Here is a 24,553-nt window from a genome sequence, read left to right as displayed (position 1 = left end):
CGGCTTGTTGGCGGACTGTCAACAAGCTCGTGCCTTAAGGTCAACGGGTGAGCATCGACGTGGGACAGCGCCGCCGCTTCTCGCCGGACGCCCGGCGGGAACAGATCCTGTCGGTCGCCGTGCGGCTGTTCGGCGAGCGCGGCTATGCCGAGGTCTCCACGACCGACGTCGCCCGGGAGGCCGGCGTCGCCCGCGGGCTGATCAACCACTATTTCGGCACCAAGAAGGACCTCTACCTCGAGGTCATCCACGTGATGCTGACCGTACCGCCGGTGGCCCTCGCCTCGCTGCCCGCCGGCGACCTGCCGACCCGGATCGACGCCATCGTCGGCTGGTTCCTCGACGTGGTGTCGCGGCACAGCCAGTCGTGGCTGGCGGCGATCACGGCCGGTGGCATGGCCGGTGACGCCGAGGTCGACCGGGCCATCTCGAAGGCCATCGACGCGGCCGCCGACGCCGTGCTGACCGCCGTCGGCTTCACCGCGGTCACCCCGGCCATGCACGCCATGGCGCGTTCCTACGTCGGGCTCGCCACCTCGACCGCGCGGGAGTGGCTGGAGCGCGGCGTGCTCACCCGCGCCCAGGTCCACCGCCTGCTGTCGCTGACGTTGCTGACCATGGTGACCTCGGTCTTCGGCGACGAGTAGGACCGTTCGGCGGGCTGTGCCGGGCCCACCCGGTGACGAAGATGGATGAATGCGGTCGACCACGGACCTCGTCCCCGAGCTGAACCCGGTGCTGTGGCGGGTCGCCCGCGGCCAGGGCCTGGCCTCCGGCGACGCGGCCGACGTCGTGCAGACCACCTGGCTCGAGCTGCTGCGCCACCCGCACGACGCGGCCACGCCGCGGGCGGCGACAGCCTGGCTGATCACCGCCACCCGCCGCGAGGCCTGGCACCGCCGCGAACGGGCCCGCCGCCACCTTCCCGACGGCGAGTCGGCCCAGCTCGACGTGGCCGACCCGGGCCCGCCGCCGGATCACCGCCCGCCGGCCGGCGACCGCGACCAGGCCCTGTGGCGCCACTTCAACCGCCTGCCTCAGCGCGGCCGCGACCTGCTGGGCGTCGTCGCCCAGAGCCCGGGCCTCGACCGTGACCTGATCTCCGGGACGTTCGGCCTCTCCCGCGACGGCTGCCTGGCCCGGCTCCGCGAGATGCTCCTGGCCGACCCCGCGTGGGGTGCGCCCGTGACCGGCGACCTCGACCGGGAGATCCTCGAGCGGGTGGCCCGGTTCGACCCGCCGCCGTCCGGCCTCGACGACCAGGTGCTGTTCGCCCTGTCGCCGGGCGCGCTGGGCGCCGAGGTGGCCCGTCTGGTGCCGGGGGCGGGCTCGCGTGCCGTCGTCTTCGACGCCGACAGCCGCACGGTGACGATCACCGTGGCCGAGCGCGCCGGCGGCCTGGTCCGCGTCGACGGCCGGCTGTCACCCGGCGCCGCCGAGGTCGAGCTGCGCCTCCCCGGGCCCGCACCGGCCCGCGTGGTCACGGCCGGCGAGACCGGCCGTTTCGTCTTCGACGAGGTGCCGCACGGCCTGGCCCAGATCCTCGTCCGGCCCGCGTCGGGCGGGCCGCCGGTGGTGACGCCGACGCTCGTCGTCTGAGGAGAGACCCGATCATTCGAAGGCCGCGTTGACCGCGGCCTCGATGCGGGACTGCGCCTCGGCGTCGGCCTCGATGAGCTGCATGCCCACCTCGGCCCCGTCGGGACGGGCGGCCCGGCGGACCACCTGGGCGTTCACCCGGCAGGGGCCGGACGGGAGCTGGAGGTCGGCCACCACCCGGTCGCCCACGGAGACGGGGGTGTTCGCGGCCAGCAGACAGCCGATGCCCTCGGTCGACACGTCGATCAGGGTGCCGGGCTGGTCGGGGCGGCCGGGGACGCGGACCGTCACCGGGCCGGTCGTGGCCACCCGGTCGTGGCGGCGGCGTTCCAGGCGTTCGGCCACCTCGGAGAGGTCCTGGATGCTGGCCATGGTGGCGTCGACGGTGGCGTTGAGGCGTTCGACGATCTCGTGCTGGTCGTCGGCGATGCCGCTCAGGGTGCCCATGGCCGCCTCGATGTCGGCCACCTCCTGGACGATCGCGCTCAGCGTGCCGCCCATCTGGGCGATGTCGGTCTCCAGGGTGGCGATCGTCGCCGTGATCTGCTCGGTCGAGCTGGCCGTCGTGTCGGCCAGGCTCTTCACCTCGTCGGCGACCACCGCGAAGCCCTCGCCGGCGGCGCCGGCCCGGGCCGCCTCGATGGTGGCGTTCAGGGCCAGCATGCGGGTCTGCGAGGCGATCTCGGAGATGACGCCGGCGATGCCGGCGACCTGGCGCAGACTCTCGTTCAGGGTGGTCGCGGCCTCGTCGGCGCTGCGGGCCCGCCGTACCATCGAACCCGCCGCCGACGCGGTCTCGCTGACCCGGTGATGGGTCGCGGTCGCGGCCTCGCGGGCCGCGCCGACCTGGGTGACGACATCGCGCAGGCGCTCGTTGATGACCGTTCCCGTGTCGTCGATGGCCTCCTTGGCCCGCCGGCGCAGGCGGTGGTTGACGCGGCGCTGCTCCTGCTCGGTCTCGCGCAGCCGGGTCTCGCGTTCGGTGCGCATCCCCTCCAGCTCGGCCCGGCCCTCGTCGATGAGCGCGGCCAGGGCGGCGAGCTGGTCGTGGAACTCCAGGACGCCGAACGGCCGCTGGGCGGCGAAGTCGCCGGTGGGCAGGCCGGGGGAGGAGGGCTGCACGGCCAGCGGAGCGGAGGCCGAGTCGAGCAGGTCGCCCAGCGAGTCGCGGACCGCCCGCAGGTCACGCCGCTTCTGCCGGCGAGCGCCCACCACATAGGCGCAGGCGGCGGCCAGCAGCAGCGCGGCGATCCAGAGCACGGTCACGCGGCGCGGCCCGAGGGAAGAGCAACCAGCACCACGGGTTCAGATTTCCACCGTCGGCGGCCCGGGTGGGGGGATTCGGCGAATTCAGGCCGTCCGGACGCGGGAGACGGCGATCAGCGCGTCGGCGAAGGTGCGCCGCCAGCTCAGGTAGTCGTGGCCGCCGGTGAACTCCGAATAGGTGACGTCATGGCCGTGCTCACGGAGCGCGTCGCGCATGGCCCGGTTGACGGTGAGCTGGTCCGGGGCGCCGCCCGGCCCGGGCAGGGTCTCGGCCGAGCCGACGTCGATCCAGAAGCGCACGCCGGCGGGTGGGCGGCGGGCCACCTCGCGGATCATCCAGCCCGGTTCGCCCTCGTCGGGGCTGGGCCACCAGAAGCTGCCGGACTGCGAGATGACCGCGCCGAAGCACTCCGGCGACCTCAAACCGATGTGCGCGGCGGCCAGCCCGCCGCGCGAGACCCCGGCGATGATGTTGCCGCCCGGATCGGTTCCGGCGCCCAGGTGACCGCGTGCCCATGGCAGCACCTGGCTGGTGACGAAGCCGTGCATCGCCGACGTGGGGCTGAGCTCGGCGTCGCGCGTCTCGTCGCGGCTGCTGATGAAGATGGCGATCGTGGGCGGCGTCAGGCCGTACGCGATGAGATTGTCGAGGATCGTGGGAACGCGCTGGACGGTGCGGGCCTGGAAGCCGTCGAACAGCACGAGCACCGGCAGGCCGGTGAGCGGGACGCCGGCCGGCCGATAGACGTGGACGGCACGTGATCCCCCGGGCACGACAGCGGTGACGGTTCCGGCGGCGACGCCCGGTCGCGGGAGGATCCACGGCTCTTCCGGGGCGTCCGGGAGTTCCAGCACGGAGGCCCAGTAGTTCTGGTCGCCGGGCACCAGGAACCGCCGCGGGTTGAGGGCGTCGACGTGGGCCGGCCCGCATCCGCCCGGGTCGCGCGGCAGCTCTTCGGCGCCGTCGTGCAGCAGGCAGTAGACCGTGCGGAGATCGGCCGGTAGCACCCGCGTCACCCACCACAGATCGGTGCCGGGGATCCTCTCGAGCGGGATGTCGACGCCCCACCACGCCCGGGTCGAGCGGGCCGCCCCGCGCCAGAGGAACGTCACGAGGCGGCCGGCGTCGTCCCACGGCTCGATGAGCGGCGTGCCGCGCTCGGCGGCCCGCGCCCAGAACGAGTCCACCGCGTGGGGCGACGGGTCGGCGAGCAGGCGGGCGATCTGCGGACTCTGCACGACAGCACTCCATAGATGGTCGCCGATAGTATTCGGGCCGCCACCGAGCGTCGCAAGTGGAGTGTGAGGGTGTCAAGCGTAGGCGTGCAGCCCCGAGAGCAGCGCGGCCAGACCGGCCTTGGCGTCGGCGAACAGCATCGCCGTGCGCGGGTCGGTGTAGAGCTCGTTGTCGATGCCCGCGTAGCCGTGCCCGAGCGACCGCTTGATCACGATGACCGAGCGCGCGTGATCCACGTCGAGGATGGGCATGCCGGAGACGGGGTTCCCCGGCCGGCGCGCGGCCGGGTTGGTGACGTCGTTGGCCCCGATGACGAGCGCCACGTCCGTACGGGCGAAGCCGGGGTTGCTCTCTTCAAGATCTTGCAATTGCTCGTACGGGGCGTTGGCCTCGGCCAGGAGCACGTTCATGTGGCCCGGCATGCGGCCGGCCACCGGGTGGATCGCGTAGCTGACCTCGACGCCCCGCTCGGTCAGGGCCTGGGCCAGCGCCACCGCCTCGTGCTGGGCCTGCGCCGCGGCCAGCCCGTAGCCCGGGACGATCACGACCCGGCCCGCGTAGGCCAGCTGGATCGCGGCGTCGTCGACGGTGACCTCCCGTACCTGCTGGGTCCCGCCCGTGGTGACCGGGACCGCGTCGCCCGTGCCGTAACCGCCCGCGATGATCGCGCCGATCGGCCGGTTCATGGCGTCGGCCATCAGCTTGGTCAGGATCGCGCCGGCCGCGCCGACCAGCGCCCCGGCGATGATCAGCGGCGTGCTCTCCAGGACGAAGCCGGCCATCGCCACGGCCGTGCCCGTGCACGCGTTGAGCAGGGAGATGACGACCGGCATGTCGGCCCCGCCGATCGGCAGCGTGAGCAGCACCCCGGCGGCGAGCGCGGCGACCGCGATCCCGATCAGCGCCCACGTCGAGGTCTCGAAACCGACGAAGAGCACGCTGAGCGCGACGGTCACGGCCGCTGAAAAGACCGACAGCAGGCGGCCGTACGGCACCACGAGCGGCCGCCCGGGCACACGCCCCGCCAGCTTTCCGGCCGCGATCAACGACCCGCTGAAGGTGACCGCCCCGATCAGCACGTCGAGGACGCCGGTCACCTCGGCCGCCGTGGTCGCCGGGTGATGGCCGAGCGCGATCAGCGCCGCCGCGCCGCCACCGACCGCGTTGAACAGGCTCACCAGCTGCGGCATGGCCGTCATCCGGACCACGCGGGCGGCGACCAGCCCGGCCACCGCGCCCCCGGCCGCGCCGATCCCGAGGGCCCACGCCGCGTACGCGTCCACGCCACCGTCGTGGATCAGGACCACGAGCGTGGTGACGATCGCGACCGCCATGCCGCCGGCCGAGACCTGGTTGCCGCGCCGGGCCGTGGCCGGCGTGTTCATCAGGTGCAGGCCGATCACGAAGGCCGTCGCGCAGGCCAGGTAGACCAGGTGGGTGACGGTGCCGAAGGCGCTCACGACCGGCTCCGGAACATCGCCAGCATCCGGTCGGTGACCAGATAGCCGCCGGCCACGTTCATGGCGGCGAAGAACGCGGCCACCCCCAGCAGCACGTATCCGGCGAGGGAGGACACCGAGGCGGCCAGCAGCATCACGCCGACGATGACCACGCCGTGGATGGCGTTGGCGCCGGACATCAGCGGCGTGTGCAGGGTCGCCGGCACCTTGCTGATCACCTCGAAGCCGACGAGCAGGGCCAGGGTGAAGACGGTCAGGTCGGCGAGCAGCAGCGCGCTCATGAGCGGATCTCCTTCGGCAGCCGGGGGTGCACGACCTGCCCGCCGTGGCAGACCAGCACGCCGGCCCGCACCTCGTCGGCCGGTTCCAGCGTGAGAACCCCGTCGGGCATGAGGTGGGTGAGCAGGGCGACGGCGTTGCGGGCGTACGCCGTGGAGGCCGCCACGGGCACCGTGGCGGCCAGATCGGGGGCGCCGATCACGGTGACACCCCCGTCGGTGACGAGCCGGGTGTCGGCGACCGAGCCCGCGACGTTCCCCACGGCCATGTCGATCACCACCGAGCCCGGGCGCATCGCCTTCAGCGCTTCCTCGTCGACCAGCAGCGGCGAGGCCGCGCCCGGCACCTTCGCCGTCGTGATCACGACGTCGAACCGGGGAACCGCCTCGCGGAGCGAGCGCTGCTGAGCACTCGACTCGTCGCCGGTGAGCCGGCCCGCGTATCCGTCGTCCTGTGACTTGTCCGTGTCGCTGCGGAGGACGCTCGCGCCCAGCGAGGCGATGTCGGCCTGCGCGGCCTCCCGCACGTCATAGCCCGTGACCAGCGCGCCCAGCCGCCGCGCGGTGGCGATCGCCTGGAGGCCGGCCACCCCCGCGCCGAGGACGAGCACCTGCGCCGGCCGTGAGGTGCCGGCCGCGGTCACCAGCATCGGGAAGAAGCCGCCGTACGCCTCGGCCGCCAGCAGCGCCGCCTTGTACCCGGCCACATTGGCCTGTGAGGTGAGCGCGTCCATCGCCTGGGCCCGGCTCAGCGTGCGCGGCAGCAGATCCAGGCTCATCGCGGTGATGCCGGCCGTGGCCAGCTCCTCCGCGCGCCCCGGATGGCTGAGCGGATCGAGCAGCCCGATCAGCACCCGGCCCGGGGGCAGGGCGGCCACGTCGTCCGGTGGATGGACGCACAGCAGGATGTCGCTCTCGGCGTACACCTGGGACCTGGTCCTGACCTCGGCCCCCGCCGCCTCGAAGTCGGCGTCGCCGAACCAGGCGCCCCGGCCCGCGCCCGCCTCGATCAGGACGCGGATCGACCGGGATCGCAACCGGCCGGCCGCGTCCGGGGTCAGGGCCACCCGGCGCTCGCGCACCGGGGTCTCGCTGAGTACTCCGACGATCGTCATCGGCATCCCCTCGCATCGATATCGATGCTGTACCACCTCGACCCTCGGCTCGGCCACCCCACCGGCGGTAGGGTCGCCGCATGGCGGAACGGATCGGCGCCGGCGTGTGGTCCCTTCAGGGTGAGACCGTCACGCTTCCGGTGACCATCATCGACGCGAGGATCACGGCGTCGGTCTTCACCTCACCGGCCCCGGCCGCGCGCGAGCTGCTGGCCGGGCTGCCGCTCAGGCCCTTCACGGCCTTCGGCCGCGCTTTCGGGCTGCTCATGTGCATTCATTACGGTGAGTGGGCGCTGAAGACGTACGACGAAGTGGGTGTCGGTCTTCTGGCTCTGGGTCCCGGGCGCCGGCCGGGGCTCTTTCTCCTGGACCTGCCGGTGACCGGCGCCTTCACGCGGGAGGCCGGCCAGGATTTCTGGGCCCTGCCGAAATGGCTGATGACCTCCACGCTCCGTTTCGGCGAGACCGCGACCGACGTGACGGTGACCGACGGTGACACACACGTGATGTCGGCGTCCCTCACTCACGGCCGGCTGCGCCTGCCGTTCGGCGTCCGTTCGTCGCTGCCCGCCTGGTCCTATCTCGATCACGGGGCCCAGGCGGGCCGGCTGCTGCGCGGCCGGGTGCCAATGCGGCTGTCCGGCGTGCGTCTGGGTCGCGGTTCTTTCTCCGTACGTCTGGGAGAACACCCGATGGCGCGACGGATGGCGGCGCTGGGCATGGTGAACCGGCCCCTTCTGACCGTGCACGCGTCGTCGCTGCGCGGGCCGCTGGGGGAGTGGCACGCGATTTAGTCAAGAAGCTGGACTATATTCGCGTCATGACGACGATCGAACTGACCCGCTTCCGCGTCGACCCGGCCCGGGTCGCCGAGCTGCTGAGCGCCCGGCCGCGCATGCTGGCCGACTTCCAGGCCGATCGCGAGGGCTTCGTCGACGCCCGCCTGGTCCGCCTCCCGGACGGCGAGTGGCTCGACATCGTGACCTGGCGCAGCCCGGAGGACTTCGCCGCGTCGCGGGCCAAGGGCGCCAACCGGCCCGGCATCGCCGCCTTCTTCGGCGCGATCGACTCCCTGGTCAGCGCCGAGGAGGGCGAGCTGGCCTAATCGGTGATCGCTTTCAAGGTTCCGAAGAACTTGTCGTACGCGTCGCGGCCGACCTTCGCGGCGTACTCGGCCTCGAGGTCGGCCACGACCCGGTCGGACAGCTCCATCAGCTTCCGCCCGCGCTCGGTCGGCATGATCAGCTTGGCCCGGCGGTCGCTCGGATCGGGCACCCGGGTCAGGTAGCCCAGCGCCTCCAGCTCGTCGACGATCGTGGCGATCGTCTGCTTGTTGCGCCCGGCCAGCCGTACGAAATCGTTCTGCCGCAGGCCGTCCTCGTCGAGGTGGGCGACCACGGCCCCGTGCCGGGGCCGCAGGTCGCCGAAGCCCGCCTCGGCGCTCCGCCGGAACAGCTCGGACTGGAGCCCGAACAGCAGCCGGGCCGCCAGCATGCCGAGATCCGCGGGCCGGGCGCTGCGTGCCATGACGGCACCCTATCCCTCGAAGTAGTGCCCCTTTTCCAGGTCCTCGATCAGGCCCGGGTGGTGAGGCGCCCAGCCGAGCAGATCGCGGGTGGCGGCGCCGGACGCGGGCTGGTCGACGGAGAGCACCATGCCCAGGAAGCCGAACTCCTCGGCCGGCCGCGGCTTCACCGGAAGGCCGAGGTGCCGCCCGATCACCGCGGCGACATCGGCGATCCGAACGCCCTCGTCGCCGACCGCGTTCAGGATCGAACCGGCCGGCGCTTCCTCCACGGCCAGCCGGAACAGCCGCGCGGCGTCGAGCCGGTGCACGGCCGGCCAGCGCTGCGAGCCGTCACCGGGGTAGCCGGAGACGCCGGACTGCCGGGCCGCGCCGACCAGCATGGCGATGAAGCCCTTGTCGCCCGGCCCGTGCACCGTGCGGGGCAGGTTGACGACCGACGAGCGCACACCCCGTTCGGCCATGCCGGCGGCGATGGTCGCGGTGAGGCCGCGACCGTCGGCCGACTTCAAAGTGTCCCGCTCGGTGGCGACCGCGCCCGGCACGACCGGCGTGCCCGCGGTGATGACCAGGGGCTTGCCGGTGCCCTCGAGGACCGCGCCCATCGCCTCGACGGCCCGCCGGTCGTCCAGGATGTTCTGCTCGAAGACCGAGAAGTCGTGCTTGAAGGCGAGGTGGACGACCCCGTCGGCGTCCGCGGCTCCCGCGCGCAGCGCGCCGAGGTCGTCGAGGTCGCCGCGGACGACGTCCACGCCGGCCGCCGTGAGCGCCGCGGCCGAGGCGTCCGAGCGGGCGAGGCCGGTCACGTGGTGGCCCGCGGCCAGAAGCTCGGGGACGACGGCCGACCCGGTCCAGCCGGAAGCGCCGGTGACGAAGATACGCATGAGAGGACTTCCTGGCCTGTGATGGGACTTGGTCTCATCACCGTAGCACGCGATGAGACCGAGTCCCATCACGCTAGGATCGGCCTCATGGCACGCTGGGAACCGAACGCGCGCGAGCGCCTGGCCGCGTCCGCGCTCGACCTGTTCGTCGAGCGCGGCTACGAGGGGACGACGGCGGCCGAGATCGCCACCCGGGCCGGCCTGGCCAAGAGCACCTTCTTCCGCCACTTCACCGACAAGCGCGAGGTCCTGTTCGCCGGCGGCGAGCTGCTGAGCGAGGCCTTCGTCACGGCGATCGGGTCGTGCCCGCCCGGGACGGCGCCGTTGAAGCTGGTGGAGGCGGCCTTGGGGGCGGCGGCCCACCCCTTCAACGCCGACCGGCGGGACTGGGTGGTCAAGCGCCAGACCGTGATCGCGGCGAACACGGAGCTGCTGGAACGCGAGCTGCTCAAACAGGCGGCGATGACCGAGGCCATGACGACGGCGCTGCAAGCCCGCGGCCTGTCCCCTCGTGAGGCGGCGGTGACGGCCGGGCTGGGGACGTTGGCGTTCCGGGCGGCGTTCGCGCGCTGGATCGCCCCATCGAACGACCGCGACTTCACCGACCTGGCCCACGAGGAACTGACCGCCACCGCCGAGGTCGCCGCCACCTTGGGGTGAGTCGCTCTCAGGCGAGGGTGCGTGCCAGGCGGGCGGCCTCGTTCTTCAGACGGGTGCGCTCGGGGCGGGCGGCCGCGGCGGCGACCTCGGGCAGGTGAGCGCGGGCGTTGATCGCGGCGGCGACGGCGGTGGCCAGGGCCAGCAGGTCGGGCAGGCCGGCCGGAGGGCGTTCCCGGCGCAGCAGGGCGGGGACGACGGCGTGCAGGATCGCCCAGACGGCGTGCTGGGAGCCGCCCCGGGCCAGGTCGGCCAGGGCGTCGGTGGTGGGATGCAGGTCGTCGGGGCCGGTGGTGAGGAGCAGGGCCAGTTCACGGCCGAGCAGTCCCGCGTCCAGGCCGCCGCAGCGGGCGAGGTGCGCAATGGCGGCGACAGCGTCCCGGCGGTCGGGCTCGGTCCCGGCGGCCAGCGCCTGGGCCAGCACGATCGCCATCGCGGGCCCGAAGGGCCCGGACGAGTGGGCGAGCGCCGTCAGAACCTCCGCCTCGGCAGCGGCCGCATTTGGTTGCTCCTCGGCCGGAACCGGCGGGTGCGGGGGGCCATCAGCCGCGGCAGGCCCTCCACTCTGGACGTTCGTGGGGATCGTGGCGGGGTGTTCGGCGGCGTTCTCCGCGATGAGTTCCGCGGGTAGGGCGGTTGTGGTTTCCGCGAGGCGGGAATGCAGGACGTGAGCGGCGATGATCTCGCGATGGCTGGGCAGGACCATGGGCCAGCACGACAGGTCGGCATGAGGAAGGGGAGGCCGGTCGGCGGGCATGGCCAGCAAACCGGGAGGCAGGGCAAGACCCGAGGCGTCCAGCGGAGCGAAGGCGACGCCGCGCTGTGCGGGACCCGCGGGGGGAGTGACCACGGTGATCGCCGGATCGGGCAGGCCTCCGGTGCGCAGCCACGCGGCGAAGCGGCGTCCGGCGGTGGAGTTGAGACGCGCGGCGGCGGTGAGTACCGACGGCGGCGTCTCGCGGGGGAGGCGCAGGAGGGCCTGGGCCAGGTCGTACGGGCCGGGTTGCCAGCCGGCGCGCTCGGCCGAGGCCAGGCGCAGCAGCAGGCGGGCCGGGTCGACGTGACCGTCCTGTGTGGCCGGTGTGGCCAGCAGGGCGGGTGGTCCTTCGCCCCGCGTCAGCTGGCCGGCGAGCTCGCGGATCCGCAGCCGCCACATCTCCTGCGGCGCGGGAAGGGGCCGGTAGCCGGCGGCCTTGGCCGCGGCGAGTGATCGCGGACCGGCAGGGGTGGCGGATCGGGCGGGAGTGGTCGTGCCCTGGTCGGCCCGGATGGCGGTTCGGGCGGGGGCGATCGTGCCCTGGTCGGCCCGGATGGCGGTCCTGGCCGGGGCGGGCGTCGTCGGGGACGGCGGGGTGGCCGGTGTGCGGCGGGCGCCCAGCGGGGCGTAGCGGCGAGTGGCGGCGCCTGTGGCGCGGGCGGCGGCCTGGGTGGCCGCGGCCTCGGCCAGCTCGGGTGGGACCAGGGCCTCGATGAGCTCGGCCAGTGGTGAGGTCTTGTCCGCGGCGTGTGCGGCCAGGGCCCATGCGAGGTCGGGGCGGGCCGAGGCGGCGAACTTGGCGATGGCGGCCAGCACCCGTTCCAGGTCGACCGGGGTCAACGGGGTTCGGGCGAGGGTTGCCGACAGCTCCGGAAGGGAGCTGATGGCCGGCGGCATGGGCTCCGGGACGTACACCAAAGGAGAGGGAGGGAACCGCGGACCTGGAGGAATCGACGGCTGGCCGATGATCTCATCGGCCTGGCGGCGGAGATCTCCGGCCAAGGCGCCGGCGGCGGGGCGAAGGGCTTCCGGGCCGGCGGAATGGTGGCCAACGACGCGCAGAGCGCGCTCCGCGACCTCCGGGTCGTCGCTGTCGAGGATGGCGGTGGCGGTCTCCAGCAAGGCCGGCGCGGCCGCGGGGTGGCGGGTGACGGCGCGGTCGAGCCAGGCGACCTGAGCGCGGATCAGCTTCTTCTCGGTGCGGGCGAAAGCGGCGCGCATGGCGGCCGTGACCGTGTCCGCGTCGAGGTGGCCGGCGTCGTCCAAGGTTCGCAGGACGCGCTGGGCCAGCTCGGCGACCGGGCCGTTGGGCTCGGCCAGCATGGCCAGGAAGTCGGCGCGGTGGGCGGCGCGCTCCTCCACAGTGGGATCGAGGTGGCGGAAGGTCTCCAAGGTGGGGCGCAACGCGGCGCCCCGGTCGCCGGAGCGGAGGCGGCCGACGAGCAGGGCGATCAGCTCGCGGCGGTCGATGCGCTTGCCGGCGGCCAGCAGGGCCAGGGCGGCGGGCCAGATGTCGTCGAGGTCGGTGGCGACCTTCGGGGTGGCGAGCAGGGCCGGCAGTTGCGTCTCCAGCCACGGGTCCTCGGCCAGGCGGGCGGCCAGGGCGCCGGGTGAGGTGGCGGCGGAGAACTGGCGTACCCATCCGCGCAGCACCGGCTCGGTCCGGGGCAGGGGCAGCCCGGCGGCGTGCAGGGTGGCGGCGGTCAGGGCCCATTCGCCGCGGTCGTGGTCGCGGTGCTTGAGCTGGGCCGCGAGGTCGGTGGCGACGGTGGCCAGGCCGGGGCGGCCGGGTGCCTGGAGGACGCGGATGACGGCGGCGATCGTACGGGCGGGGAAGTCGCCCTTGAAGCGCGGCGACCGCAGCCACGCGACGACGTCGTCGCTGGTGGGCAGGCAGCCGGCGCCGGCCACCAGCAGTGCGCCCTCGCGGCGGGCGCGCTCGTCGGGAGCGGCCGTCGGCGGGCGACGGAGACGGCTGGGAGGGGTGTTCGGCTCGCTGAGGCTCGGCCCGGTAACGCTCGGCGCGGTTGCGCTCGGCGCGGTTGCGCTTGGCCCGGTTGCGCTTGGCCCGGTTGCGTACGGCCCGGTTCTGGTCGGACCGGTCTCGCTCGGACCGGTGAGGGTGCTTGTCACGGGGCGGCGGCGCCTGGTCGAAGGGCTGCCGGCCGGTGGGGCGGCGGGGTCGGTGGCGCGGATGCGGGGGACCAGGGCGCGGCGGCGCTGCTCGTCGAGGTGCAGCAGGGCGTCGGCCACGTCGTCGGCGTCGCCCTCCTCCAGGAGCTGGAGGAACTGGTCGTAGGCCGGCTGGCGGGTCGGCGCCGGCCGGGTCCGGTCGGCGGGTTTCTCGGTAGCCGTGGCCATGAGGGGAACGTAGCGACCACTCGAGCCTCTCCGCCCCGATTCCGCCACATTCGTACCCGCCGCCATCGAGGGGACCTAGCCTCCTAGGACGCCAGGAACGTGGTGCGGGCGGGCACATGCGGCGAAATCGCCATCGTTCCCCCGGAAGGGGCATTACCGTGATCGTGAAACATTCTCGGCGGAACCTGCCCGTGACTTCTTATCCGCACCGCCCTGGATGCCGATTTGCGCGGTTGCGAAATACGGACAGGAGAGGCATCGGGGATGGGACTGACATCAGCGTTCGACAACCGGTCGCTGCGGACGAAGATCGGCGCGGCGGTCCTGGTGGGCACGGTCAGCGGCATCGTCGTCGGCGGCGTCGCGCTGGCCACCTTGCGCACGCAGAACACGGACGCCGCGGACTCACAGCGGCGCACCGTCGTGCTGGAGAGCGCGGTCGGCACGTTCAGCAAGAACATCGAGGCGTACAGCGGTAACACCTCCGCCTTGAAGCTCTACCCGAGCCTCAAGGACGCGCTGACGAAGAACCGCGAGGCCAACGCCGACGCGGTCGACGAGGCGCTGAAGGACCTGAACTCGGCGTTCGCCGGCGACGCGACCGGCACCGCGGCCGTCACCAAGGCCGCGAGCGACTGGCAGGACTACATCGACTTCAACAAGAAGGACTTCACGAACGCCACGGCGGCCGAGCTTCAGCAAGCGGTCACCGACTACAACACGATCTACACGGCGCTCGGCGAAGACCAGACGGCCCTGACCACGCGGGCCGAGCAGCTGTCGGAGGAGGCCATCGCCAGCGCGGAGTCGGCCGCCAACAAAGCCACCTGGACGGTCGGCATCCTGCTGGTCGTCGGGGTCGTCATCAGCACGCTGCTCGGGTTCCGGGTGGCGGGCCGGGTGCGCGGCACGGTCCGCGAGGTGTCCCGGGTGGCCGAGGGGCTGGCCGAGGGTGACCTGACCCGTACGTCCGGGGTGACCACGCAGGACGAGGTCGGCAAGATGGCGGCGGCGATGGACCAGGCCGTGGCCCGGTTGCGCGAGGACGTCGTGCAGCTGGCCGGCAACGCCACCACGCTCAACGCCGCGGCCGGTCAGCTGACCAGCGTGTCGGGCCAGGTCGAGTCGGCCGCCAACGAGGCGTCGTCGCAGGCCGGCACGGTCGCCGCGGCGGCCGACGTCGTGTCGAACAACCTGCAGGTCGTGTCGGCCGGCTCGGAGGAGATGGGTTCGGCCATCCGCGACATCAGCGTCTCCACGACGGAGGCGTCCGAGGTCGCGGTGCAGGCGGTCGAGGTCGCCTCGGCGACGAACGCGATCGTGGCCCGCCTGGGCGAGTCGTCGTCCGAGATCGCCTCGGTGGTCAAGGTGATCACCTCGATCGCCGAGCAGACCAACCTGCTGGCTCTGAACGCCACAATCGAGGCGGCCCGGGCCGGCGAGTCGGGCAAGGGCTTCGCGGTCGTCGCGGGCGAGGTCAAGGACCTGGCCCAGGAGACGGCGAAGGCCACCGAGGACATCTCCCGCCGCGTCTCGGCGATCCAGACCGACACCGACGGCGCGGTCACCGCGATCGGAGAGATCTCGGCCATCATCGAGCGCATCAACGGCATCCAGATGACCATCGCCTCAGCGGTGGAGGAGCAGACGGCCACCACGCAGGAGATGAACCGCACCCTGTCTGAGGCCGCGGCCGGCGCCGGCGACATCGCCGCCACCATCGGCACCGTCTCCGACGCCACCCGGCGCACCACGGACACGGTCGGCGACACCCGCCACGCCGCCGACGACCTGGCCGTCACCGCGGGCCAGCTGCAGGCCGTGGTGTCCCGCTTCCGCTACTGAGCAGCACGGATACTGCCGCAGTCCGAGAAGGAGCCCGTCCAAGTTGGATGGGCTCCTTTCCGCGTTCAAGGACTATTTGTCAAGTCCGGTCGGCCATGCGTTCACGGTGCCGCAGCCACTCGCGCCACCATTCCAGGCGGTCGCCGGACTCCTGCGGCACCATCGCCGCCCCCAGTGCCGCGACCACGCTCCCGATGGCCACGGGCGGCGCCACAAGAATCAGAGCCCAGAAAGGCGGCTCGAACATGAGGGCCGTCGCCGGTGCCGAGACGCCTGCGACCGCAACGGCCACCCAGCGCCATGATGTCGGAGGTGCCGCCCGGCTCATCGGCTTTCCGCAGCGTGCAGCATTCCCGGTCTTCGTTCGGCGGCTTGTCACATCGTCCTCCTCGCGGGCATCCGAACGTCCGCGGTGGCCGGACGACGCTCATCGTGCCGATTGACGGAGCAATGCGCAATCGCTATGCTCCGTTTGCTCCGATACGGAGCATTAAGATAGAGCGGAGCACGAGGCTGAAGCGATGAGCGAATCCGCTGACTCCACAGGGCAGATCGTCAAACGACTGAGACGCGGGCAGGGGTGGACCGCTCAACAACTCGCCGAGAGATGCGCGCGTGCCGGTATGCCGTCTCTGACCAGAAGCACCATCGCCAAGATTGAATCCGGAGTACGGAAGTCGGTCGCTTCGGAGGAGCTGGTGGCCTTGGCGCAGGCTCTCGGGGTATCTCTCTCCGAACTAGTGGAGGTCGGGAGCGGACGCCCTTCGAGTGCGCGCATGGGGAGGCCCGGATCGGGCGCCGGCCAAGGCGTCGCCGTCGTCTCGATCGGGGGGCGGTCCATCCGGCAGAGCGTCGAAGCCGCTCTGCCGGAACTGTCTTTGGAGGACGCCGAGTTCGTCGGTCAGTTCGTTTACGAGGGGTACGTCGGGCCGGACGATTTCCAGCAGTTAGCCGTGACGATCCGCGATCAGGTTCGACAGTGGCCGGACGCTCGCGTGTCCCGTCTGAATCTTTTCTACAAAGGGCCGATAGCCTTGGGTCCCTTGCTGGGTGCACTTCTCGGCACCACGAGCCTCGCTGTTTATCACTTGGAGAGTGGCCGGCGTAGCTTGGCGTATGTGATCGATCGTCGATTTCTCGTGTCCAGCAACTAGATGGGACGAGGGGAGTGTGTCTGCCAGGTTGGCTTGAACTAGGCCCTCCGGCGTGCGAATGCCGGATGCAAATCGGGTGAATTGCCGGAAAGCCCGGGGACGGGTAACCGGCAGCCAAGGCTGGCATGGAGGGCTGACGCCCGAGTGGCCAGCAAGGTTCAGAGACTAGGATCCGAGCGAAAGCGGTAATGATCCCACGAGCGCCCGACATCTCTTCGAGATGATGAGATAGTCCGTCCTACCGACATGATCTGTTACGCCTGAAACGGTAGAAGTCAGGGATAAAGAACCCTGGCGATAACAAAGGAACGGCTCGAGTGTAAGCCTGGCGGCTACGTGTGGGACGTACCGATCGCGTGCGTCCCACACGCGCGTTACGAGGCTTCCAGGGCGTGGGCCATCGTGGCCTGTTCCTCCAGAACCTCGCCGATGCGGGTCTGTACCGAGTCGAGCTGGTGGATGGTCTCGCTGGTGTCGCGGATGCCGCCGGCCACCGACTCGGCGCTCTCCTGGAGGGCGGCGATCTGTTCCGACACCTTCTTCGTGGCCTCGGCGGTTTCCCGCGCCAGTTCCTTCACCTCGCCGGCGACCACCGCGAAGCCCTTGCCGATCTCGCCGGCCCGGGCGGCCTCGATGGTGGCGTTCAGGGCCAGGAGGTTTGTCTGGTCGGCGATCGAGGAGATGATCTGGATGACGTCGCCGATGGCGGCTGAGGCGTTGCCCAAGGCGTTCACGTCGCCGGTCATCGCCGAAGCCCTGCTTACCGCCTCGTCGGCCACGCGGGTGGCGTCGGCGGTGGCGGCCCGCAGGCGGTCGACCGTGTCGAGCAGTGCTCTCGCGTTCGCGGCCGAGGCCTCGGCCGCCCGGACCACCTCCAGGCGCTGGGAGACCAGCTGCTGGACGTTGCGCAGGGCGTCGGCCCTGGAGTCGGACAGCTCCACGTATTCGGTGGTGAAGAAGTCCATCGTGCCGATGATGCGGTCGCCGCTGGAGATGGGGAAGCAGACGCCGGAGCGGACGCCCGCGCGCTGGGCCGCGGGGGCCCGGACGCAGTCGGTCAGCTCGCCGATGTCGCGGACGAAGACCAGGTCGCGCTGGCGCCAGGCCCGGCCGGACAGGCCGACTCCCTCGGCGAACGTGGCGGCCAGGGTGACCTTGCGGAACTCGTCGCCGGCGTTGCCCGACTCCACGCGGAACTTCAGCACGTTCTCCTGGTCGTCGATCTCCCAGTAGGAGCCGTACGCCCAGTGGAAGGCCGTGCGGACCGCGTCCAGGGCCGCCTTCAGCGCCACCGCCGAGTTGTCGGTGTGCCCGAGCGCGGTGACCACGCTGGTGACCGCGAGCCGGTCGTCGGCGACCTGCCGGGTGTGGTAGGCGGCGAGGGCGGCGACCCGGATCTGCTCGGCGAGGCGGCCGATCGCGCCCCACTTGCTGATCAGGGCGGCGTCCATGGCGACCGGGTTGCTGCCGTAGTACTCCATGACGGCGACGAGCTTGTTGCCGCGTACGGCCGGCACCGCGATCCCGGCTTTGGCGCCGCCGCGGATCGCCGCTTGGAAGCGCGGGTCGGTGGTCGACGAGTCCGCGTTGGCGTAGACGGGCTGCGAGCCGCGAAGAACCTGCTGGGCCAGGCCGGAAGGGCCGGTGATCTGGCCCTTGAGGCGGCCCAGCTCGTATTCCAGGCGCAGCGCACCGTTCTCGACGCACCAGACGGCCCCGTACTCCATGTCGTAGAACTCGACGTAGGTGGAGGCGTAGATGCGCCAGGTGCTGCCTTCGCCGGTGGCGGCTTCGAGGTTGGTGACCAGTTCCTCGAGCGCCTCGATGTCGCGCGGTGGTTCGCGCCGCGCGACGGGCTCGGATTGCTGTTGCCGGTTGCCGAACAGGCCCATGGGATCAGGCTACGGAGTGAAATGCCGGTTTTCCGGGTGTTTACGACGTAAGTTCGTGCAACGCCTCGTTGAAGATCTCATGGTGGCGGTCGACGTCCTCGGTGTTTGTCTGCGGTGACATCAGGGCCATGTTGTGGAACGGGGTCAGCAGCACCCCGCGGTTGGCCAGGTAGACGTGCAGGAAGTCCTCCAGCTCGCCGTCGGCGTGGGCCGCCGACTCGGTGCCGTTGCGCGGGGCGGGGTCGGCGAAGCGATATTCCACGCGCGCGCCGAGCTGGCTGACCGACCACGGCAGGGCGTACGTCTCAATGATCTTGCGGATGCCGCCGGCGAAGGCCGTCGCGGTGTCGATCATGCCGGCGAAGGCGCCGTCGGTCAGGACCTCCTCCAGGCAGGCGCGGGTCGCGGCCATCGAGACGGGGTTGCCGGCCAGTGTGCCGCCGACGCCGCCCATGTCGACCAGGTCCAGGTCCGTGCGGCCGGTCAGGGCCGTCGCGAGATCTTCGGAGAGGCCGTACGCCCCCACGGGTATCCCGCCGCCGATGGCCTTGCCGATGGTCACGACGTCCGGTGACAGGCCCCAGAAGGCGGTGGCGCCGCCCGGCCCGGCCGAGAACGTGTGGGTCTCGTCGTTGATCAGGTAGGTGCCGTACTTGCGGGTGAGCTCGCGGACCCCGGCCAGGTAGCCGGGCTCGGGCAGCACGATGCCGATGTTGGTCAGCGCCGGCTCCATCAGCACCGCGGCCACGTCGCCGTGGGCCAGCTCGCGCTCGAGGCCGGTCAGGTCGTTGAACTCGGCCACCCGGCTCGTGGCGGTGACGTCGGTCGGCGCGCCCACGTTGCCCTCGCGGCTTTGCCCCTGACCGTCCGGGCCCACCACGATCAGCGACTCGTCGACCGAGCCGTGGTAGCAGTAGCTGTGGAACAGGATCTTCGACCGGCCCGTCACGGCCCGCAACAGCCGGATGGCCCAGCGGTTGGCGTCGGTCGCGGTCAGGGCGAAGCTCCAGTACGGCACGGTGAAGCGCCGGGCCAGCTCGGCCGCCACGATCGCCGCGTCCTCGGTCGGCATCATCGTGGTGGCGCCGCCGAGCGTGGCGAGGCGGCGGGTGACCGCCTCGACCACGGGCGCGGGGGAGTGCCCGGCCATGGCCCCGGTGTCGCCGAGGGCGAAGTCGAGGTAGTCGTGGCCGTCGAGGTCGGTGATCCGGTTGCCCTGGGCCGTGGCGACGTACAGCGGGAAGCCCGCCGCGGTCTTGTTCATCCAGGTCATCGGCACGCGGCCGAACAGGTGGCCGGACCGCTGGTAGGCCGCGGCCGAGCGGGGGTTGCGCTCGGCGAAGGCGGCCCGCTCGCGGGTGGCCAGCTGGGCGAGACGCCCGCGATCAACTCCGGATTCCGTCGGCATGGCGCGATGCTACTAATGATCTGTTGTTTGCGCGATAGCTCAGCCGCTGATTCCGTTGATCCGCCGCAGAATGATCATGGAGGTGGCGGCGGGAGCGGCCAGGACGACCCGGACCGTTTTGTCGCCCGTCTCGGAAATGTGACCGTCGGCGGCCACGCGCAGCGGAAGCGAAGGCGCGTCGGTGGGCTCGAGCGCGCCGACGGCGATCGCGGCGGCGAGGGGATCATGCAGCGGGACAGCCCGGGACCCCGTACGGCCCTCATAGAAATCGAGATAAGCCGGCAGCATGCCGGAAAGCGCCCGGCCCAGCGGGGTGTCCGCCAGCGAAGCGCGGTCCTGCTCGGTCCACCGGTGCTGCAAGGTCACGTCGAGCGGCACGAGGGTGACCGGCCACGCGGCCTGGAGGACCTCGCCGGCCGAGACCGGGTCGTCGCCGATGTTGGCCTCGGCCCGGGGTGTCACGTTGCCGGGCACGCGGACCGCGCCGCCCATCACCGTGACCGTCTTGATCCTCGACGGGAGAGAGGGGTCCCGCCGCAACGCCAGCGCGAGATTCGTGCACGGTCCCGTGGCCAGGAGGTGCAGCTCACCGGCGTACTCACGGGAAAGGTCTGAAAGCATTTCCGCGCTCGTACGAGGGTCGGGCCGTCGCCCCTCGGGCAGCGCCACCCCGCCGACACCGTTGCCGCCGTGCACGGCCTTCGCCCCGCGCTTGATCTCGCCCTCGCCGACCGCGACCGGAATGTCGTCGCGGCCGGCCAGGGCGAGCAGCCCCAGGGTGTTGCGCGCGGCCTGACCGGCCGCGGTGTTGCCGTTGACCGTGCCGATGCCGGCCAGATCGACGCCCGGGCTCGCCAGCAGGAAGGCGATGGCGATCGCGTCGTCGATGCCGGTGTCACAGTCGAGATAGAAGATCATGCCCTCATGATGCGGGAGCCGGCGTCCCGAACGCGGCGAAGAAACGGTCCCGGAACGCGTTCATCGGCCACACCGGCGTGGCCGGCAGGGGCCGCAGCCCGTCGGCCCAGTTCCAGGCGGTGATCCGGTCGAGCACCTTCGGATCCTTGGCCACGATGGTGATCGGCACGTCGTGGCTGGCGTTGGCCCCGGCCGCGATCGGCGACGGCTGGTGGTCGCCCAGGAACACCATCACCAGGTTGTCGTCGCCGTACAGGGTGATCCAGTTGATCAGCGTGGTCAGCGAGTACTGGATGGACCTGCCGTACTCGGCCCGGACCTTCTTCGGCTCGGCCCACAGCGCCTTGGGCTTGGTGCCGTCGGCGACCATCTTGGCGTACACGGAACCGTCCCCGACCTGATCCCAGTCGGGCAGATAGTCGGGGATCGGCGCCCACGGGGTGTGGCTGGAGACCAGCGGCAGCTCCACCATCAGCGGGCCGCGGCCCGGCTTCTTGTACTCGATGGTGTTGAGCTGCTTGAGCGTGTACTGGTCGGGCATCGGCGCCCAGCTGAACTTCGGCCCGTTGTAGCCGAGGTTGCGCGAGTCCCACACCTGGTCGTAGCCGTAGAAGTTGCCCTCGGGCCAGGCCCGGGTGGCGCCCGGCATGACGCTGACCGTGCGGGAGCCGGCGTTCTTGAAGGCGCGGGTCAGGGTGAGCCGGTCGGTCGAGACCAGGTTGCGGTAGCGCTGCTCGTTGTTGATCCACAGCCCGGACTCGAAGGTGGAGTGGGCCAGCCAGCTGCCGCCGCCGAAAGTGGGCGAGGTGAGCCAGCCGCTGCGGGCCGCGTAGCCGGCCTTCGTCAGCTGGGCGGTGCCGTTGTCGAGGACCGGGTCGACCAGCTCGGCCAGGGCCGGCGTCTCGACGGCGCTGCGGCCGTAGCTCTCGACGAAGGTGAAGATGACGTCCTTGCCCTTGAGCCCGGACAGGATCTGGTCGGCCGGGACGGCGCGGAAGGCGTCGTTCGCGACCTCCTTGGCGAAGTTCGCCTCGTCCCGCAGCCCGGCCCGGGCCTGGTGGGCGCGGTCCCAGGCGTAGGTGGCGCTGCTGCGCGCGGCGACGGGCACGGCCCCGTACACCGAGACACCGAGAGAGAAAGTCAAAGCCCAAGCCACCAGTACGCCGCCGGCGGCGACCGCCGAGCGGCGGCGGTGCCGGGCCGCGAGCGCGCCGATCCGCAGCACCGACCAGCAGGTGAGCGCGAGGACCGCGCCGACCAGCAGCAGGATGGCGGCGACGGCGCCGATCGCGGCGGGCCGGCCGTAGGAGTCGACCACGAAGCTGAAGGCGTCGTCGAACAGGACCCAGTCGAGCACCGGGTCGAACGGGCGGTTCAGCTCCTCGAAGAAGCCCATGTCCAGGCACTTCTCGATGACGAGCCAGCCCAGGAGCACGCCGGTGACGACGGCGACGACGCGCCGCGCTCTCGTCGGCAGGAACATCAGGATCGCGACGACGAACGCCGCCTCGATCGGGATGCGGACAAATGCCCCAGGAGTCAGCCGGGACAGGATGTTGGGGAAGATCAGAAAGGAGAAAAGGAGCAATCCGGCCAGAACGGTGAGCGCGAGCTGGAACCGGGGGTGGCGGAAGAGGGCACGAACGCGTAGCGGCACGCCAGGGGGAACGGATTCACAGGGCCGGACGGTTCACCGACACTCCAAAGTCACTTCGGAGCAGTACCAAAGACTCTATGGCCGCCCAGTGGGTAGGCCTAGGTTCAAGCCAACGACCGCGAAGTGAGAGGACATGCCCGTGCCGACGGCGACCTCGGACCTGCTAGCCGCGCCCAGCGAGGCGGAAATCGCCCAGATGGACGCCTGGTGGCGTGCCGCCAACTACCTGACCATCGGCCAGATCTATCTGCAGGCCAACCCCCTGCTGCGGGAACCCCTCAAGGCCGAGCACATCAAACCCCGGCTGCTCGGGCACTGGGGCACCAGCCCCGGCCTGTCGTTCGTCTACGCCCACGTCTCCCGGCTCATCCGCCACACCGGGCAGGAGGCGCTCTATCTGACCGGCCCCGGCCACGGCGGTCCCGCGCTCGTCGCGGCGGGATATCTCGAGGGCACGTACAGCGAAATCTATCCCCAGGTCACCCAGGACGAGGAGGGCATGCTGCGGCTGTTCCGCCAGTTCTCCAGCCCCGGCGGCATCCCCAGTCACGTGTCGGTGACCACCCCCGGCTCGATCCACGAGGGCGGCGAGCTGGGCTACGTCCTGGTGCACGCGTTCGGCGCGGTGATGGACAACCCCGATCTGCTGGCGATCGCGGTGGTCGGCGACGGCGAGGCCGAGACGGGCCCGCTGGAGGGCTCGTGGAAGGGCATCTCGTTCCTCAACCCGAAGCACGACGGGGCGGTCCTGCCCATCCTGCACCTGAACGGGGCGAAGATCTCCGGGCCGACCGTGCTGGCCCGCAAGGACCCGGCCGAGGTGCGCGAGCTGCTCAGCGGCCACGGCTACGAGGTCATCGAGGTCGAGGGCTCCGACCTGCCGGGCATGCACACCCGCTTCGCCGAGGCGCTCGCCTCGGCCTATTCACGCATCCGCGCCATCCAGCAGGCGGCCCGGTCCGGCGGCCACGGGGACGGCGCCCGCCCCCGATGGCCGCTGATCGTGCTGCGAACCCCCAAGGGGTGGACCGGCCCGTCGTCGGTCGACGGAGTGCAGGTCGCCGGCACGTGGCGCGCGCACCAGGTGCCGCTGGCCGGGGTGCGCGAGAACCCTGAGCATCTGGCATTGCTGGAGCAGTGGCTGAAGTCGTACAAGCCGGAAGAGCTCTTCGACGCTGACGGCCGGCCGGTCGAGGTCGTGGCCGGCGCCGCGCCCCAGGGCGACAAGCGGATGAGCGCCACCCCGCACGCCAACGGCGGCCTGATCACCCGCGACCTCGACCTGCCCGACTTCCGCGACTACGCGGTGAAGGTCGACCAGCCGGCCACCGAGCGGGTCGAGTCGACCCGGCGGCTCGGCGAGATGATGCGCGACATGTACAGCCGCAACCCCGACCGGTTCCGGCTGTTCAGCCCCGACGAGACGAACAGCAACCGGCTCGGCGCGGTGTTCGAGGTCTCCGACCGGGCCTTCATGGAGCACGTCACCGGCGACGACGTGGCGATCGGCCCGGACGGGCGGGTCATGGAGGTGCTCTCGGAGCACAACTGCCACGGGTGGCTGGAGGGCTACAACCTGACCGGCCGGCACGGGCTGTTCGCCACATACGAGGCGTTCGCCATGGTCAGCGCGTCGCAGACGGTGCAGCACAGCAAGTGGCTGGAGGAGGCCAACCACCTGCCGTGGCGGGCCAAGGTGCCCAGCCTGAACGTGCTGCTGACCTCGACGGCGTGGCGCAACGACCACAACGGCTTCAGCCACCAGGGCCCCGGCCTCATCCAGGTGGTGCTGACGGCCCGCGGCGACGTGAGCCGCATCTACCTGCCGCCGGACGCGAACTGCCTGCTGTCGGTGGCCGACCACTGCTTCCGCAGCCGCAACTACGTCAACCTGATCGTCATCGACAAGCAGCCGCAGCTGCAGTGGCTGACCATGGACGAGGCGATCGAGCACTGCACCCGCGGCGCCGGCGTGTGGGACTGGGCGGGCACCGACGACGGTCACAGCGACCCGGACATCGTGCTGGCCTGCGCGGGCGACGTGGTGACGATGGAGACGGTGGCGGCGGCCCAGATCCTGCGCGACAAGCTGCCCGGCCTGCGCGTGCGGGTGGTCAACGTGGTCGACCTGATGACGCTGCCCCGCCCGAAGGACCACCCGCACGGCATGAGCGAGACCCTGTTCACCGAGCTGTTCACCGACACGGTGGACGTGGTATTCGCCTTCCACGGCTACCCCGGGGCGATCCACCAGCTGGTGCACGGCCGCCCGGACGCCGACCGGTTCCGGGTGCGCGGCTTCATCGAGCAGGGCACGACGACGACGCCGTTCGACATGACGGTCCGTAACAAGGCGTCGCGCTACCACCTGGTGATGGACGCGATCAACAACGCGAAGCGCCTCCCGCGCGGCGCCGAGGACCTGAAGAAGTGGTGCGAGTCCCAGCTGGCCCGCCACGAGGCGTACGTGGTCGAGCACTTGGAGGACATGCCCGAGGTCCGCGACTGGACCCTGGGCGACTGGGCGACGCGGTCCTGAG

General features: G+C 71.6%; 21 protein-coding genes. 8 read left to right on the top strand and 13 right to left on the bottom strand.

The window, feature by feature from the left end; translation table 11 throughout:
- Nucleotides 1–47: 47 nt before the first annotated feature.
- Both ACFY36_RS30895 and ACFY36_RS30890 read left to right on the top strand, forming a co-directional pair.
- Nucleotides 48–647 carry a TetR/AcrR family transcriptional regulator gene (locus ACFY36_RS30895; protein WP_499749430.1) on the top strand — a complete coding sequence of 200 codons (600 nt, stop codon included), beginning with the start codon at nt 48–50 and terminating at the stop codon, nt 645–647.
- 49 nt (nt 648–696) lie between these two features.
- Nucleotides 697–1,599: an RNA polymerase sigma factor gene (locus ACFY36_RS30890; protein ID WP_499749429.1), complete on the top strand. Its 903-nt coding sequence runs from the start codon at nt 697–699 to the stop codon at nt 1,597–1,599.
- Nucleotides 1,600–1,611: 12 nt separating this feature from the next.
- On the opposite strand, the gene ACFY36_RS30885 is transcribed toward ACFY36_RS30890, so the two are convergent.
- The 5 genes from ACFY36_RS30885 to ACFY36_RS30865 form a co-directional block, all read right to left on the bottom strand.
- A complete protein-coding gene (locus ACFY36_RS30885) occupies nt 1,612–2,865 on the bottom strand; it encodes a methyl-accepting chemotaxis protein (protein WP_499749428.1) in 1,254 nt (417 codons plus the stop codon).
- An 84-nt stretch (nt 2,866–2,949) separates the two neighbouring features.
- Complete coding sequence (locus ACFY36_RS30880) at nt 2,950–4,104, bottom strand: alpha/beta hydrolase-fold protein (RefSeq protein WP_499749427.1); 1,155 nt, start codon at nt 4,102–4,104, stop codon at nt 2,950–2,952.
- Nucleotides 4,105–4,176: 72 nt separating this feature from the next.
- Entirely contained in the window at nt 4,177–5,562 is a 1,386-nt protein-coding gene (locus tag ACFY36_RS30875; protein ID WP_499749426.1) for an NAD(P)(+) transhydrogenase (Re/Si-specific) subunit beta, read from the bottom strand.
- The gene (locus ACFY36_RS30870; protein WP_499749425.1) at nt 5,559–5,843 is read right to left on the bottom strand and encodes an NAD(P) transhydrogenase subunit alpha part 2; all 285 of its coding nucleotides are present in this window, start codon (nt 5,841–5,843) and stop codon (nt 5,559–5,561) included. The genes ACFY36_RS30875 and ACFY36_RS30870 overlap by 4 nt, the downstream gene beginning before the upstream one ends.
- Complete coding sequence (locus tag ACFY36_RS30865; protein WP_499749424.1) at nt 5,840–6,955, bottom strand: NAD(P) transhydrogenase subunit alpha; 1,116 nt, start codon at nt 6,953–6,955, stop codon at nt 5,840–5,842. The genes ACFY36_RS30870 and ACFY36_RS30865 overlap by 4 nt, the downstream gene beginning before the upstream one ends.
- Before the next feature lie 80 nt (nt 6,956–7,035).
- Between ACFY36_RS30865 and ACFY36_RS30860 the strand changes: the two genes are divergently transcribed.
- Both ACFY36_RS30860 and ACFY36_RS30855 read left to right on the top strand, forming a co-directional pair.
- Complete coding sequence (locus ACFY36_RS30860) at nt 7,036–7,749, top strand: acetoacetate decarboxylase family protein (RefSeq protein ID WP_499749423.1); 714 nt, start codon at nt 7,036–7,038, stop codon at nt 7,747–7,749.
- A gap of 26 nt (nt 7,750–7,775) precedes the next feature.
- Nucleotides 7,776–8,060, top strand: a complete 285-nt coding sequence (locus ACFY36_RS30855; protein ID WP_499749422.1) for a hypothetical protein — start codon at nt 7,776–7,778, stop codon at nt 8,058–8,060.
- Here the strand turns inward: ACFY36_RS30855 and ACFY36_RS30850 are convergent.
- Nucleotides 8,057–8,482 (bottom strand): MarR family winged helix-turn-helix transcriptional regulator, encoded by a 426-nt coding sequence (locus tag ACFY36_RS30850; RefSeq protein ID WP_499749421.1) that lies wholly within the window; start codon nt 8,480–8,482, stop codon nt 8,057–8,059. The two genes, ACFY36_RS30855 and ACFY36_RS30850, sit on opposite strands and share 4 nt — an antisense overlap.
- Nucleotides 8,483–8,491: 9 nt before the next feature.
- Nucleotides 8,492–9,364 (bottom strand): SDR family oxidoreductase, encoded by an 873-nt coding sequence (locus ACFY36_RS30845; RefSeq protein ID WP_499749420.1) that lies wholly within the window; start codon nt 9,362–9,364, stop codon nt 8,492–8,494.
- An 87-nt stretch (nt 9,365–9,451) separates the two neighbouring features.
- Between ACFY36_RS30845 and ACFY36_RS30840 the strand changes: the two genes are divergently transcribed.
- A complete protein-coding gene (locus ACFY36_RS30840) occupies nt 9,452–10,024 on the top strand; it encodes a TetR/AcrR family transcriptional regulator (protein WP_499749419.1) in 573 nt (190 codons plus the stop codon).
- A gap of 7 nt (nt 10,025–10,031) precedes the next feature.
- Here ACFY36_RS30840 and ACFY36_RS30835 read toward each other — a convergent pair whose 3' ends face one another.
- Nucleotides 10,032–13,139, bottom strand: a complete 3,108-nt coding sequence (locus ACFY36_RS30835) for a hypothetical protein (RefSeq protein ID WP_499749418.1) — start codon at nt 13,137–13,139, stop codon at nt 10,032–10,034.
- Nucleotides 13,140–13,403: 264 nt separating this feature from the next.
- On the opposite strand from ACFY36_RS30835, the gene ACFY36_RS30830 reads away from it, so the two are divergent.
- Nucleotides 13,404–14,984, top strand: a complete 1,581-nt coding sequence (locus ACFY36_RS30830) for a methyl-accepting chemotaxis protein (RefSeq protein ID WP_499749417.1) — start codon at nt 13,404–13,406, stop codon at nt 14,982–14,984.
- 79 nt (nt 14,985–15,063) lie between these two features.
- Here ACFY36_RS30830 and ACFY36_RS30825 read toward each other — a convergent pair whose 3' ends face one another.
- Entirely contained in the window at nt 15,064–15,276 is a 213-nt protein-coding gene (locus ACFY36_RS30825; RefSeq protein ID WP_499749416.1) for a hypothetical protein, read from the bottom strand.
- Between the two features lie 229 nt (nt 15,277–15,505).
- On the opposite strand from ACFY36_RS30825, the gene ACFY36_RS30820 reads away from it, so the two are divergent.
- On the top strand, nt 15,506–16,138 hold the full coding sequence (locus ACFY36_RS30820) for a helix-turn-helix domain-containing protein (RefSeq protein WP_499749415.1): 633 nt from the start codon (nt 15,506–15,508) through the stop codon (nt 16,136–16,138).
- A 374-nt stretch (nt 16,139–16,512) separates the two neighbouring features.
- On the opposite strand, the gene ACFY36_RS30815 is transcribed toward ACFY36_RS30820, so the two are convergent.
- Genes ACFY36_RS30815 through ACFY36_RS30800 form a run of 4 tightly spaced genes read right to left on the bottom strand, consistent with a single transcriptional unit; the run spans nt 16,513 to nt 22,013 of the window.
- A complete protein-coding gene (locus ACFY36_RS30815; protein ID WP_499749414.1) occupies nt 16,513–18,030 on the bottom strand; it encodes a methyl-accepting chemotaxis protein in 1,518 nt (505 codons plus the stop codon).
- A 40-nt stretch (nt 18,031–18,070) separates the two neighbouring features.
- Nucleotides 18,071–19,438 (bottom strand): transaminase, encoded by a 1,368-nt coding sequence (locus ACFY36_RS30810; RefSeq protein WP_499749413.1) that lies wholly within the window; start codon nt 19,436–19,438, stop codon nt 18,071–18,073.
- Nucleotides 19,439–19,477: 39 nt separating this feature from the next.
- Nucleotides 19,478–20,356 carry a nucleoside hydrolase gene (locus tag ACFY36_RS30805; protein WP_499749412.1) on the bottom strand — a complete coding sequence of 293 codons (879 nt, stop codon included), beginning with the start codon at nt 20,354–20,356 and terminating at the stop codon, nt 19,478–19,480.
- 4 nt (nt 20,357–20,360) lie between these two features.
- Complete coding sequence (locus ACFY36_RS30800) at nt 20,361–22,013, bottom strand: sulfatase-like hydrolase/transferase (protein WP_499749411.1); 1,653 nt, start codon at nt 22,011–22,013, stop codon at nt 20,361–20,363.
- A gap of 133 nt (nt 22,014–22,146) precedes the next feature.
- Between ACFY36_RS30800 and ACFY36_RS30795 the strand changes: the two genes are divergently transcribed.
- Nucleotides 22,147–24,552, top strand: a complete 2,406-nt coding sequence (locus ACFY36_RS30795) for a phosphoketolase family protein (RefSeq protein WP_499749410.1) — start codon at nt 22,147–22,149, stop codon at nt 24,550–24,552.
- The last annotated feature ends 1 nt before the right edge of the window (nt 24,553 follow it).

It is taken from the genome of Actinoplanes sp. NPDC000266 (genome assembly GCF_042899005.1).
Classification (GTDB): domain Bacteria; phylum Actinomycetota; class Actinomycetes; order Mycobacteriales; family Micromonosporaceae; genus Actinoplanes.
The sequence above is the reverse complement of the archived record's forward strand: the minus strand, read 5'-3'. Positions and strand labels throughout refer to the sequence as shown.